The sequence below is a fragment of the Fictibacillus sp. 23RED33 genome (assembly GCF_015903925.1).
GTDB lineage: Bacteria > Bacillota > Bacilli > Bacillales > Fictibacillaceae > Fictibacillus > Fictibacillus phosphorivorans.
Window position 1 is genome coordinate 29,133 of record NZ_JACZDX010000006.1, and the last position, 12,944, is coordinate 42,076.

General features: G+C 42.6%; 12 protein-coding genes. 7 read left to right on the forward strand and 5 right to left on the reverse strand.

The features are described from left to right. Positions 1-81: 81 nt before the first annotated feature. Positions 82-2,145 carry a transglycosylase domain-containing protein gene (locus IHV09_RS17235; RefSeq protein ID WP_197265041.1) on the forward strand — a complete coding sequence of 688 codons (2,064 nt, stop codon included), beginning with the start codon at positions 82-84 and terminating at the stop codon, positions 2,143-2,145. A gap of 346 nt (positions 2,146-2,491) precedes the next feature. Here the strand turns inward: IHV09_RS17235 and IHV09_RS17240 are convergent, their stop codons facing one another. Beyond that, complete coding sequence (locus IHV09_RS17240) at positions 2,492-3,022, reverse strand: YwhD family protein (RefSeq protein ID WP_197133075.1); 531 nt, start codon at positions 3,020-3,022, stop codon at positions 2,492-2,494. A gap of 162 nt (positions 3,023-3,184) precedes the next feature. Between IHV09_RS17240 and IHV09_RS17245 the strand changes: the two genes are divergently transcribed. After that, positions 3,185-4,501, forward strand: a complete 1,317-nt coding sequence (locus IHV09_RS17245; protein WP_197265042.1) for an NCS2 family permease — start codon at positions 3,185-3,187, stop codon at positions 4,499-4,501. 237 nt (positions 4,502-4,738) lie between these two features. Here the strand turns inward: IHV09_RS17245 and IHV09_RS17250 are convergent, their stop codons facing one another. Continuing rightward, positions 4,739-5,179: an immunoglobulin-like domain-containing protein gene (locus IHV09_RS17250; protein WP_197265043.1), complete on the reverse strand. Its 441-nt coding sequence runs from the start codon at positions 5,177-5,179 to the stop codon at positions 4,739-4,741. A gap of 113 nt (positions 5,180-5,292) precedes the next feature. Here IHV09_RS17250 and IHV09_RS17255 point away from each other — a divergent pair, with 113 nt between their 5' ends. Next, positions 5,293-5,502, forward strand: a complete 210-nt coding sequence (locus IHV09_RS17255; protein ID WP_197133066.1) for a hypothetical protein — start codon at positions 5,293-5,295, stop codon at positions 5,500-5,502. Between the two features lie 53 nt (positions 5,503-5,555). Here the strand turns inward: IHV09_RS17255 and IHV09_RS17260 are convergent, their stop codons facing one another. Next, positions 5,556-6,059, reverse strand: coding sequence for a YwgA family protein (locus IHV09_RS17260; protein WP_197133063.1), 504 nt, complete (start codon positions 6,057-6,059; stop codon positions 5,556-5,558). A gap of 282 nt (positions 6,060-6,341) precedes the next feature. Then, on the reverse strand, positions 6,342-7,625 hold the full coding sequence (locus IHV09_RS17265; protein WP_197133061.1) for an HD domain-containing protein: 1,284 nt from the start codon (positions 7,623-7,625) through the stop codon (positions 6,342-6,344). A 301-nt stretch (positions 7,626-7,926) separates the two neighbouring features. On the opposite strand from IHV09_RS17265, the gene IHV09_RS17270 reads away from it, so the two are divergent. Together IHV09_RS17270 and IHV09_RS17275 are read left to right on the forward strand one after the other, a co-directional pair. After that, on the forward strand, positions 7,927-8,727 hold the full coding sequence (locus IHV09_RS17270; protein WP_197265044.1) for a class I SAM-dependent methyltransferase: 801 nt from the start codon (positions 7,927-7,929) through the stop codon (positions 8,725-8,727). Then, the gene (locus tag IHV09_RS17275; protein WP_197265045.1) at positions 8,727-9,560 is read left to right on the forward strand and encodes a lipoate--protein ligase family protein; all 834 of its coding nucleotides are present in this window, start codon (positions 8,727-8,729) and stop codon (positions 9,558-9,560) included. Before IHV09_RS17270 ends, IHV09_RS17275 begins: the two co-directional genes overlap by 1 nt. Before the next feature lie 234 nt (positions 9,561-9,794). Here IHV09_RS17275 and pta read toward each other — a convergent pair whose 3' ends face one another. Continuing rightward, entirely contained in the window at positions 9,795-10,766 is a 972-nt protein-coding gene (gene pta, locus IHV09_RS17280) for a phosphate acetyltransferase (protein ID WP_197265046.1), read from the reverse strand. 228 nt (positions 10,767-10,994) lie between these two features. Here pta and IHV09_RS17285 point away from each other — a divergent pair, with 228 nt between their 5' ends. Together IHV09_RS17285 and hemQ are read left to right on the forward strand one after the other, a co-directional pair. Next, positions 10,995-11,771, forward strand: a complete 777-nt coding sequence (locus IHV09_RS17285) for a sporulation protein (RefSeq protein ID WP_197265047.1) — start codon at positions 10,995-10,997, stop codon at positions 11,769-11,771. 78 nt (positions 11,772-11,849) lie between these two features. Then, the gene (hemQ, locus tag IHV09_RS17290; protein WP_197133111.1) at positions 11,850-12,593 is read left to right on the forward strand and encodes a hydrogen peroxide-dependent heme synthase; all 744 of its coding nucleotides are present in this window, start codon (positions 11,850-11,852) and stop codon (positions 12,591-12,593) included. The last annotated feature ends 351 nt before the right edge of the window (positions 12,594-12,944 follow it).

The following is a 12,944-nucleotide window of genomic DNA, read 5'->3' on the forward strand; positions in this document are numbered from 1 at the left end:
TTCATTCCCTTATCACGTTTAAGGAGCACCTTTTTTCACCATACTAGATAACAAAATGAGAGTTTTTAAGGAGGGCGGATTATGAAGTTTTGGCAGATCTATAAAGAAGCTACGAAACAGCAGAAAATACGCTGGATGAAAAAATGGGGTCTTATCGTCACTGGATGCTTTGCATTATCCTTTGTTGGACTGTTGCTGCTCGCTAAACTCATGGGCCCTCCCGCTCTGCTTGTTCCACAGACAACCATCATGTATGCAGCGGACGGTTCCAAAATGGGAGAGATCAACAACGGCGGTCAGAACCGATATTGGGTCCCACTCGAAAAAATCGATAAACATGTGATCGACGCTACGATCTCTATTGAAGATAAAAGTTTTTATAAACATAACGGTTTTGATATGAAGCGGATCGGCGGTGCTTTACTCGCTGACCTTAAAGCTGGCGCAAAAGTGCAAGGAGCGAGTACCATCACGCAGCAATATGCTCGTAACCTTTTTTTAACGCATGACAAAACATGGCGAAGAAAGTTTCAAGAGGCGTTCTATACCCTTCGTCTTGAGATGAGCTATTCGAAGGATGAGATTTTAGAAGGTTATTTGAACACGATCTATTACGGACATGGCTCATACGGGATCCAATCCGCTTCTCGCTATTATTTTGGCAAAGATGCAAAAGAGCTCTCACTAAGTGAAGCGACGATGTTAGCTGGGATCCCTAAAGGTCCGAGCTACTATTCTCCGGTCCTTCATGAAGACAACGCGAAGAAAAGACAGAGCATCATCTTAAACGCGATGGCTGAAGATGGAACGATTAAGAAAGCTTCCGTTCAAAAAGCAGCATCAGCCCCATTAACTTATGTACGAGAAGAAGAGGAAGAGGTCGCAACGGTCGCTCCTTATTTTCAGGATGCGGTTATGCGCGCTTTAAAAAAGGAATTGAACGTGAACACAAATTCGATACAGTTTGGCGGACTTCGTATCTACACAACGCTTGACCCTAAAATGCAAGCAGATGCTGAACACACGATTGAAAATCGCATCATCGATAACAGTTCGATCCAGACGGCTCTAGTCGCTATGGATCCTCGCAGCGGAGATGTAAAAGCGCTCGTAGGCGGCAGAGATTTTGAGCAAAGTTCCTTTAATCGCGCCCTTCAAGCCAAACGCGCACCTGGTTCAACCTTTAAGCCATTTCTATATTATACTGCGCTCGAACATGGATACACCGCGTCTACTCCAATAAAATCTGAACCAACAACATTCGCGATGGGAGACGGTGTTGGCGATTATAAGCCGAAAAACTTCAAGAATCGCTACGCCAACGATTTTATTACGATGGCTCAGGCACTCGCTCTGTCCGATAATATTTATGCGGTGAAAACGAACCTTTATCTAGGTCCTAAGAAACTTGTGAAAACAGCTAAGAAATTCGGGATCAAAAGTGAACTCGCAAGCATCCCTTCACTAGCTTTAGGATCAAAAGCAGTAGGCGTGTTAGAACTTACGAACGCATACGGCGTTTTTGCGAACGGTGGTAAAAAAGTAGAGCCTGTGTTTATCACGAAGATCACCGATTCTAAAGGCAAAGTGCTATATGAACACAAATATGAAAGCAAACAAGTAATCGACGAGAACAAAGCTTTTGTTATGACAGATCTGTTAGCCGGTACGTTTGATGAAAAATTGAATGACTACACAAGTGTTACGGGTTCAAGTATCAACCACTATTTGACGCGTCCAATGGCTGGGAAATCTGGGTCTACACCAAATGACAGCTGGATGGTCGGATATTCCCCACAACTCGTTACAGGTGTTTGGGTAGGATACGATAACAACGAAGAGCTGCATGATGTGAACGATACAGGTTACTCCAAACGGATCTGGGCGTATTTTATGGAGAGCGCATTGAAAGACAAAGAGATTTTATCATTTAAACAGCCAGAAGGCGTAACAGCGGTAACCATCAACCCGCAAAACGGAAAGCTCGCAACCGATAGCTGTCCGGTAACACGCATCTCGTATTATGAAAAAGGAACAGAACCTGTAGAGTATTGTGATGAACATGGTGCTTCGAGTGAAATAAAAGAAAAATTAGAGCAGAAGAAAGAGGAAAAAGGTTTTTTCAAGCGGATTTTTTCTTGGTGATCTGTGTGTAGGTGTGGCTGGCTAGCTATGCGAAGCGGTGGATCCTTAAGTTTCAGGCTGAAATCCAAAAGTTTTGAGCTTGAATCCATAAGTTTCGGGCTTTAACCCACGAGTTTGTGGAAGATATCCACGAGTCGACAATATTCAAATGATTCTACCTCAATCGAAGCCTACAACATGCTAAAAAAGACAAAATAAAATGCCCGGAGCTCTACTACAGGAGCCCCGGGCACTTTATTGTCCTAGAAACATTGTGTGTACAATGCTACCTATATTTTAATGGAAGTGCTTTCTTGTCACAAGTTATTTGCAAAATGTTCAAAAAAGGTTCATAACTTTGCCATTTTTATTCCACTAATGACTTAATTTCGTCACTAGAACGGTTAAACATCGCTTCATCATGTTCTTTAAGGAAGTTTCCGAGCACGCGACGAGCGTTTTCGTCCATATCCTCAATGATGATTTTGCCCTTCATGGATTTATCCATACGGTTCACGTGTTCTGGCAGACTCTTATAGCCTCTTCGTGCTTCAACATCTACTCGCATCTCGCAAGCTGTCAATCCGAAGTAAAACGGTCCTTCTGCTTTTCGATTGATCGTTACCCAAACGAGCCAATATAGGCGTGGATTTGGTGTATCTTCACGATTCGGAGTAAATTTTATGCGTTTTTCTACATCGCTTCTCGCGTGCATGGCTCCCATGTCGATATAAGCGATCGACTCTTCAACATCGACGATTACAGGTGTTACGTGATCAAGCGTCAGACTCCCGACACCGTAACCGCCATGCCCGTCTGTGGAGTCACCACTTATGATGGTAAAACCCATCCCTTTTTTCTTTTTGTCACCATCATTGGAATTGAAAAAATCTTTCATGCTTCCAGCTCCTCTAAACATTCATTGTTATCACGTATTGTATCACAAATCATAAAAAACTCTCAGTTGGAAACTTTAAAGATAATTGTTGAAATCACACTTAAAAACGAATATTATATATCATGTACTCATAAATCGTTCGTATTTTGGAGGTTCTAACGTATGCTTTCTTCATTTTTTAAACTAAAAGAACTTGGTACGACCATCAAAACAGAAATATTAGCAGGAATCACAACATTCCTGACGATGGTGTACATTGTTATAGTCAACCCGATTATCCTGCATTCCGCTGGTGTTCCTTTTGACACTGTGTTTATTGCAACAATTATTGCCACGGTAGTCGGTACACTGTGGATGGCTTTAATGGCCAACTATCCGATTGCTATTGCTCCAGGTATGGGGCTGAACGCATATTTTGCGTTTTCTGTTGTAGGAAACAACCCTAATATTGACTATCGTATCGCGTTTGGGGCAGTTTTTGTGGCAGGAATAATCTTTGTCATCTTATCCTTAACACCGTTTCGTGAAAAATTGATCGAATCTATTCCAGCAAACCTAAAGCATGGTATTACAGCTGGTATCGGACTGTTTATCGCGTTCATCGGTTTGCGTCTTACTAAAATCATTGTGGCTCACCCTGATAACCTAGTAACTTTAGGTGATATGCATTCACCAACGGTTCTGCTTGCTCTTGGTGGTCTTGCTATCACGTTGATCCTGATGGGACTAAACGTGAACGGTGCCCTATTCTTCGGAATGATCATCACGGGCGCAATCGCCTATTTTACAGGGCATTTAGAATTTAAAGAAGGATTTGTATCAACGCCAAACTTACCATCAGAACTTTTCATCTTTGGTGATCCGATCACAGCCTTTTCTGACGTGTTTCAATATGGATTATATGCGGTTGTGTTCTCCTTCTTGCTTGTAACGATCTTTGATACTACCGGTACGATGGTTGGAGTAGCAGAACAAGCTGGACTAATGAAGGGCAATAAGATGCCTCGTGCACGTCAAGCACTGTTAGCTGATTCCGTTGCGACGACAGTTGGTGCTGCGTTTGGTACGAGCCCGACAAGCGCTTATATCGAATCATCTTCAGGCGTAGCTGCAGGCGGTCGTTCTGGTTTGACGTCTGTAGTGGTCGCGATGTTATTTGTAGCCGCTGCGTTCTTTTCACCACTCGTTGGTGCGATCTCAGGATTAGCCGCAATTACTGCACCGACACTGATTATTGTCGGAAGCTTGATGCTTGGTTCACTTAGCAAGATTAATTGGAACGAACTTGATGAAGCATTCCCAGCGTTCTTAATCATTTTAACGATGCCATTAACGTCTTCAATCGCAACAGGTATCGCTTTAGGGTTCATCTCGTATCCGATCCTAAAAATAGTAAAAGGTAAATATCGTGAAGTTCCGTTCTTGGTTTACTTATTTGCGGTGTTGTTCTTCTATCAACTAGCGTTTTTACCTCATTAAAAATAGTTTGAAAGCAGTTGATTTCCGCTCCAGGTTGCACGCTTTCCACGGGGCGAACGGTGAGCCTCCTGCCGCTACGCGCCTTTAGGAGTCTCCACCTGACCGCTCGTCCCGTAGGAGTCGGCAACCTTGCGCTACAATCAACTTTTCAACGAAGTAATAGAAGCAATGATACATCCATAAAAACTAAGAAAAAGACCGGCCGACCCTAAAACTGTAGGGCTGACCGGTCTTTTGTTATTTTGTCTCGAACACAACGGCTACTTTTTCCTTCTTTTCATCTACAAAGAACTCTTTCGATACACGATAGGTTCCTGCATCTTGTTCTTTAAGATCAACCGCTTGATCATAGTTTGATCCAGCTTTCACCATGATCATCTGCTCGGTAAACATCTGATTCTGATTTACTTTCTCCCATTTACCGTCTGTCCACTTTTCTAGTGCATACGCGGTTCCAGTACCAGCTTCTTTATCGGATGCGTTTTTCAACGTTAATTTTGCTTCTTCACTATTTTCTTGGAGTGCGAGTTCAGCTTGTACACCCTCTTTTTCAGACGGTATCTCGTTCTTAACCTGAGGTGCTCCGTTCTTCTTATCCTCTTCTGGCATCGCTTTCGAGCCACAAGCGGCGAGGAGAACGAGCAGACATGCCATTACAATCAGCTTCATGTTTTTCATCACTAAGCCCTCCTTTTACCCTGTTAGTCGTACCTCATATAAAAAAGTTTCAAACAAACTGTCGTTTATAAGGAGAATGTGCTGGATATGCTGATAATAGAGGAGGCGCTAGCATGAAGATTTGGCTTGTTGCATTAATTTTATCACTCTTGTTTATAGGACTCGGAATCGGCTATTACGCAACGCGCCTTTATGAGAAAAGTGTGGCAAAAGGCTTTTTCATGACGCTGCTCGGCATTATCGTTCCATTTACGATCTTTATCACATTTATTTATATTTATGGCGTTTTCAATAACGGCCATCCACTACAATTTAGATGGTAAATAAAAAACCTGTTCATTAACGCCGATTTCACGCTCTTTAAACAGGTTTATCTTTATTGAACTTGTCCTTTTAATGAATCAATATACAGAAAAGCTTCATCCATCTCTTCTTCAGTATACTTTTGCTTTGCTTTTACCGTTTGTACTTTTTCCTTGATCTCATCTTTTTCCAGCTTTTCGAAATACATCACGGTTGAGACAAGCTCTAAGAACCTGGAAGACTGTTCATTCATTGAACGAACGCAGCTCCCTAGCTTTTCGATCTGTGCACCGTATGTGGATAGAAGCTTCTTCCCTTCTTCGTTCACCGCATAACGGTACTGCGAATAGCCGCTCACCTTTTCTTTCACTTCATGTATGTAACCCATGTTGCAAAGCTCTTCAATCTTCAATGTTAATTCTTCTGAATATGGGCCGTAAAAATGAAACTGATACTTTTCTTGGTAAGGAAAGTTTAGTTTTTTAGCGATGTATACCATCTTTTGAAGCTTTTTCCGACCGACGACTTCTCCGGCTTCTTGAATCAAGGTGACTACCTTTAAATGATCCTCAAACACAGTACGTTCCCCCTAACATCCTTTTTCGTTTTTATCTATTTTTTCTTTGATTATTCAATGTTGCGTTTGTAAGTAGTTGATTTCCGTTTCAGGTGTTCGCTTTCCGCGGGGCAGGCGGTGAGCCACTTGCCGCTTTGCGCCGTTAAGTGTCTCACCTGCCAGCCTGTCCCGCAGGAGTCTTCCACCTTACACTCCAATCAACTTGTCAGTGATGTCTAAAGTAACAAACTAATAAAGACTCTTTGTGTAAAACAATCACATGAAAATTAAAAATGCTAGTCGTTATCTATTCAAAATCTCTTTAATTTTACTTTTAAGCGTTGTATCCTCAATCGCTTCGATCAGATCGAGTGGATAATAGAGTTTGTGATCGGTTCGGCGTTTGCCTGAGATCGCTTCGACCACGTCTGATTCTCTGGACAGCTCGCGTATATCGCCGTTTGGTTTTAATAGGTTGATCGGCAGACGCTCTTCTTTTTCGCCTGGGCGGTAAAAGTCGTATGGCAGATCTGATGATGAATCTACTACTAAATAATATTTCGGATTGATGCCCGCTTCTGTAAAGTAACTCGACAGCAGGTGTCCGTCCGTAAATGAGACCATTTCGGTATACTTAAATAATTTCCGATCGATGAAACGATGACATAGATCACTTAAGATTGTGTCCTCTTCTTCCATCCAACCTTGGAAATAATAATGGATCACACCTTCATCGAGTGAAATATAATCGTGAAGCGAAACATTGCCTTCAAAAAGCGTTTTAAAATGAGACAGTTCTCTTTTGAATGAATACCCTGTTTCATAAAGCTCCTTCGCTCGGTGCAAAATTTTACTCAATATGACTTCCGCACTTCTCGTTACGGGATGAAAATACACTTGCCAGTACATTTGGTAACGACTCATGATATAGTCTTCTACCGCATGCATACCGCTTGATTTAATGACGACGCCCTCTTCAGTCGGTCGCATCACACGAAGGATTCGCTCGATATCAAAATTGCCGTAGCTCACTCCTGTAAAATAAGCGTCTCGCAAAAGATAATCCATTCTGTCTGCATCAATCTGACTGGAGATCAGACTGACGATCAATTTATCTCTATGTGTTTTCGCGATCACTTCTGCTACTTGTACAGGAAAATCTTCTCCCATCTGCAATAGCACGCGATGAACTTCTGTATCGCCTAGTATAATGTCTCTACTGAATTCCTCATGATCCACACCGAACACTTTTTCAAAAGAGTGTGAGAATGGACCGTGTCCTACATCATGTAGAAGAGCCGCGGAAAGAACGAGCAGACGCTTTTCTGGGTCCCATGTTTTCTTTTCTTGAAAAATATCAATGATCCGCCTCGTAATCTCATAAACACCAAGAGAATGGCTAAAACGGCTATGTTCTGCTCCATGAAATGTTAGGTATGTCGTCCCAAGCTGCCGAATTCTTCGCAGTCTTTGAAACTCGCGCGTACCGATCAGACGCCAGATCAGCTCATCACGCACGTGGATATAGCGATGCACTGGGTCTTTAAATACTTTCTCTTCGTGCAACTTTCCTAAGAGTTTAGCCATTGATTTTTTTCCTGCTCCTTCACCTGCATTTATAGGTAAGAATTCTCGTAAAAAAGAAAAATCCCTTCCTTGGTCTGTCTAGCTAAGAAGGTATTTTCTGTATAAGTATCGTGTTGTAACTACTAGAATATACCCTATTGTATCGTGTTCTTAACTTTGAAAACAACCACTATTTTTTTCTATCCACACTCCCTTTTTATCGGTATACACACCATTTTCTTACCGTTCACATTTGGGTTATACTAGATAAGGCTTATAACGGAAATGATAGATTTTATATAGATTTCAGGAGGAACCAATCATGGATCAAGATCGAAGAATTAGAAACGGACAAGCTTGGAGCAACAGCTCTTATACAGCCTGGGTCAACCGCTTTGGCGTGCCGGAGAAAGCAGTTTCTCGTATTCTAAAAGATCCGAAACGCAGACTTCAGCCATTAGATCAGTACATTGGTGAAGTCTCAGGCAAAAAGATCGTGAATCTCTTAGGTTCACACGGCAGTAAAGCAGTCGCACTCTCTCTTCTTGGAGCAGAGACGACAGTGATCGATATCTCTGATTCAAACGCAGCATATGCGCGTGAACTGGCTGCTGCCGCTAACGTTGATGTCCGCTATGTGGTAGAAGATATCTTAAATCTGCCAGAATCCGAAATGACAGGGAATTATGATATGGCATTCATGGAAAACGGCATTCTGCACTATTTTGCTGATCTGAACGAATACTTCAGCGTTGTTAGAGGACTGTTGAAAAAGGGAGGAACATTGATCCTGCAAGATTTCCACCCTGTTTCTACAAAGTTGATAGAGTCTCAAGGAAAAAGCCAAGCGGTAAGGAAGCATAAAGTTACGGGAGATTATTTTAGTGAAGAGCTTGTTACAACAGATGTAGCTTATTCAAAATTTTTACCTGAACTTCAGTATGCGACTTCAGAAGAGCGTACACCGTTCCAAGTACAGATCCGCCAATGGACGCTTGGTGAAATTATAACCGCTATCGGATCTGCCGGCCTTTGGATTAAACGGCTCGTTGAAGAACCACACCCAGATGAACTCGACCGCGGCATTCCAAAATCGTTCATCATCGTGGCGGAGAAATTGTAATGACCGACCATCTACTCTTTCAACCTGTCTGGCGGTTGATCGACCAGTCTACACTCGGTCCGTCTTTTGATGCACGGCAGTCTTTCGCTACAGATGATACGCTTTGTACGTCGATCGGCAGCGGTAATTCTCCGGCAACAGCACGCACATGGGTGCATCACGACACAATCGTCCTCGGCATACAAGACACACGTCTTCCTCACCTTAAAGAGGCGATTGAATTTTTAGAGTCGCGAGGATACCGGGCAATCGTAAGAAATTCAGGCGGGCTTGCTGTTGTGCTCGATAGCGGTGTGTTGAACATCTCGCTTATTCTTCCTGAAAAAGAAGGGACGATCGACATCAATCAAGGGTACGACACGATGACTGCACTTGTGGAAGAGCTTCTTGCGCCGTATGATGCAAAGTTTGAAGCTTATGAGATCGTAGGCTCTTATTGCCCGGGAAGTTATGACTTGAGTGTCGGCGGCAAAAAGTTTGCGGGAATCTCTCAGCGGCGTATGCGCGGCGGTGTTGCGGTACAGATTTACTTATGCGTAGACGGCAGCGGTTCAGAACGCGCGTCCGTGATCGGAGAATTTTATAAGCGCGGTTTGGCTGGTGAGGAAACAAAGTTCCAATATCCAGCGATAGTGCCTGATGTGATGGCCAGTTTAGCGGAACTGCTTGGACGTCCTGTGACAGTTCCTGAAATTCACGCTTCATTATTACGAGTGCTTCACAAAAATAGCGAGCTTTTTTACAGCGGTCAGCTCTCGATCGAGGAAAGCGAGCTGCTTCCTGGGAATATAAAGCGAATGTGGGATCGAAACGAGAAGGCACTGTCACTTTAGGTGGCAGTGTCTTTTTAAGGTGTACAGGATATGACTTGAAATTTATTTTTATGTGATGAATGGCTATTTTTATGTGATTAGCGGTAATTTTTATGTGATGTGACTCCACTTTTATGTGATGTGATTCCATTTTTATGTGATGATGTATTTTTAGCAGCTGCTCGGCCACCATAACATCCATTTTCCATACAAAAAAGCCAGCTGCTTTAGAGCTGGCTTCACTACATTATGAACTTACAGAGCTTGCATCGCTGTGATCAACGCTAATTTATAAACGTCTTCTGCATTACATCCGCGAGATAGATCGTTTACAGGCATGTTCAAGCCTTGTAGGATCGGCCCGATCGCTTCAAATCCGCCAAGACGTTGAACCATCTTGTATCCGATGTTTCCTGTTTCAAGACTTGGGAAGATAAATACGTTCGCTTCCCCTTTGATCGGTGATTCTGGAGCTTTTTTCGCTGCTACAGATGGAACGAATGCCGCATCGAACTGAAGCTCTCCATCATATGGGAAGTCTGGGTTCATTCCCTTTAATACTTCCAACGCTTCTACAACCTTTTCTGTCTCTGGAGAAACCGCTGATCCTTTTGTAGAGAAAGAAAGAAGTGCGACTTTTGGATCGATACCGAAAACACGTGCCGTTTCAGCAGAAACCATCGCAGATTCAGCTAGATCTTGGCTGTTAGGTGAAATGTTGATCGCGCAATCTGCGAACACATACTTTTCATCGCCACGAACCATGATGAACGCGCCAGAAGTCTTCTTAACGCCTTCTTTTGTTTTGATGATCTGTAGAGCTGGACGAACGGTATCAGCAGTAGAATGTGCTGCACCACTTACAAGTCCGTGAGCTTTCCCCGTGTAAACAAGCATCGTTCCGAAATAGTTCTCATCTAAAAGAATTTTGCGTGCTTGTTCTTCTGTTGTTTTTCCTTTACGGCGTTCAACTAACGCATCAACCAAAGCGTCGAACTCTCCATATTCAGCAGGGTTTAGTACTTCTACCCCATCAAGTGAAAATCCGCCAGCTTGTGCTTTTGCTGTTACGTCAGCAGGATTTCCTATTAAAATCGGTTGTAGAACTTTCTCAGATGCTAGACGGCTCGCCGCCTCTAGAATTCTTTCATCCGTACCTTCTGGAAAAACCATTGTTGGGTTAGCGGACTGGACTTTACTCTTTAAATCTATAAAAAGATCACTCATGATTTAGCCTCCTATTTTCTCTATATAAACTGTACTTTTTTGCACTCACTATTAGGGTACTCCTTTTTTCACACCTTTTAAACCTATCCATGCAGTTGTAAGCGCTTGATAAAAGAAGTTCTTATATTTAGAATTTTTTTACGTCTATGAAATTTATTTATTGGAAAATGAATCTTTTTCGCCCATCTATCGTAAAATTGTTTGAAAAATGTTGAGGAGGAATTATACATGTCTTTTGTAAACCGTATGTTAGCTTCTGTAGGTATTGGATCAGCAAAGGTAGACACCATTTTAGATAAAGATACGTACTCACCTGGTGAGAGCATTACAGGAAAGATTAGAATCGAGGGTGGTAAAGTCGATCAAAATATCGATCACATCACTCTTTATGTCATGACAGAATACTATCGTGAAGTGGACGATAAAAAAGTGAGAGATACTGCTGCGATTGAAAAGACAAATGTAACGAGCTCACTTGTTGTAAAAGCTGGCAGTCAGCAAGAGATTCCGTTCTCTCTTAAACTTCCATATGATGCGCCATTAACACTTGGCCACACTCCGGTATGGATCAAAACGGGACTTGATATCCAGATGGCTGTAGATCCAACAGATAACGATCAGATTCGTGTGCTGCCAGATAGTGAAACTTCTGCGATCTTTGATGCGATCGAGCAGCTTGGATTCCGCCTCAGAAAAGCATATTGCGGTTCTGCACCGCGTTATATGCGCCGCAGACTTCCGTTTTTACAAGAATTTGAGTATGTGCCAACGTCAGGAGCTTATGCTGGAAAGCTGGATGAGCTTGAAGTAATCTTAGTTCCACAAACAGACAGCATCGAGCTGTTCTTCGAAATCGATAAAAAAGGAAAAGGATTGTTCGGTATGCTTTCAGAAGCGATGGATATGGATGAGACGAAGGTTCGCCTCACACTGTCACGTGCTGAACTTCAAAATCCTGCTGGTGTTAAAAATAAGATTGAGCAGTTGCTTCGCCAATACAGCTAATTCCTCCTTTTTGGATTCGTCCCTACTTATGGTATATTTGTAGGGACGTGTTTATTTCTAGCAAGGAGTGAATAATTGATGAGTGAAGCAGCGATTACACTAGAAGGCTGGTATTGCCTTCATGATTTCCGTACGATGGACTGGGCCTCTTGGAAAACGCTTTCCGGTGACCAGAGAGAATATGCGATCAATGAATTTTTGACGTTCCTTGAGAAATGGGAGAACGTAGAAGCAAACAAAGTGGGCAGTCACGCTCTTTACAGTATCATGGGTCAAAAAGCTGACTTTATGCTGATGCTTCTTCGTCCGACGATGGAAGAGCTGAACGAAATCGAAAATGCATTTAACAAAACAGCATTCGCACAATATACAGTAAAAGAATACTCTTACGTTTCGGTTGTCGAGCTAAGTACGTACAATCCGCAAAACGAAAGCGGCGAGATGGATCCAATGATCAAAGCTCGTCTGTTCCCTGAACTGCCAAAATGGAAGCATGTTTGCTTCTATCCGATGGATAAGCGTCGTGATGGCGAGGATAACTGGTACATGCTTCCGATGGAAGAACGCAAGAAGATGATGTACTCTCACGGCATGATCGGCCGCGGGTATGCAGGAAAAGTGAAGCAGATCATCACAGGTTCAGTTGGTCTAGACGACTGGGAATGGGGCGTAACGCTGTTCTCAAACGACATGCTTCAATTCAAAAAACTCGTTTACGAAATGCGCTTTGACGAAGTAAGTGCGCGCTACGGCGAGTTCGGATCGTTCTACGTTGGAAACATCCTTACAAAAGAAGCAGTGCCTGCTTATTTGCAGGTTTAATGATGGAGATGACTCATTCTTATGTGATGAGTCATCTTTTTTGTTGTCGAATTTGATCGAAAATCGGATAAATTTTTTTATACACGGAATTATGTGGCTTAAGTACGGAATTATGAGTGATTACCTCGTATAAAATGAGATTTACCTCGTAATTATTTTGAGGTAATCGCCTCAGACGGCCATCTATCAATAATGTTCTCCCTACAAAGACATTTCTCTTCACTCCCCCTGCCTACTTCCATACTTAAAACAACTTTCACAAAACGTTGGTCTAGTTTTCCAAAACAGCTCATACACATATATCGAATGTTCTGTTTCCCTGCTTGTACACCAAGATTAACAACATAGAGG

Bases quoted from the DNA above. Each gene is read 5' to 3' on its own strand.
- IHV09_RS17275 (WP_197265045.1), top strand. From the start codon at position 8,727: ATGACCGACCATCTACTCTTTCAACCTGTCTGGCGGTTGATCGACCAG.
- hemQ (WP_197133111.1), top strand. From the start codon at position 11,850: ATGAGTGAAGCAGCGATTACACTAGAAGGCTGGTATTGCCTTCATGAT.
- IHV09_RS17250 (WP_197265043.1), bottom strand. From the start codon at position 5,179: ATGAAAAACATGAAGCTGATTGTAATGGCATGTCTGCTCGTTCTCCTC.
- IHV09_RS17240 (WP_197133075.1), bottom strand. From the start codon at position 3,022: ATGAAAGATTTTTTCAATTCCAATGATGGTGACAAAAAGAAAAAAGGG.
- IHV09_RS17265 (WP_197133061.1), bottom strand. From the start codon at position 7,625: ATGGCTAAACTCTTAGGAAAGTTGCACGAAGAGAAAGTATTTAAAGAC.
- IHV09_RS17270 (WP_197265044.1), top strand. From the start codon at position 7,927: ATGGATCAAGATCGAAGAATTAGAAACGGACAAGCTTGGAGCAACAGC.
- IHV09_RS17285 (WP_197265047.1), top strand. From the start codon at position 10,995: ATGTCTTTTGTAAACCGTATGTTAGCTTCTGTAGGTATTGGATCAGCA.
- IHV09_RS17245 (WP_197265042.1), top strand. From the start codon at position 3,185: ATGCTTTCTTCATTTTTTAAACTAAAAGAACTTGGTACGACCATCAAA.
- IHV09_RS17255 (WP_197133066.1), top strand. From the start codon at position 5,293: ATGAAGATTTGGCTTGTTGCATTAATTTTATCACTCTTGTTTATAGGA.
- IHV09_RS17235 (WP_197265041.1), top strand. From the start codon at position 82: ATGAAGTTTTGGCAGATCTATAAAGAAGCTACGAAACAGCAGAAAATA.
- pta (WP_197265046.1), bottom strand. From the start codon at position 10,766: ATGAGTGATCTTTTTATAGATTTAAAGAGTAAAGTCCAGTCCGCTAAC.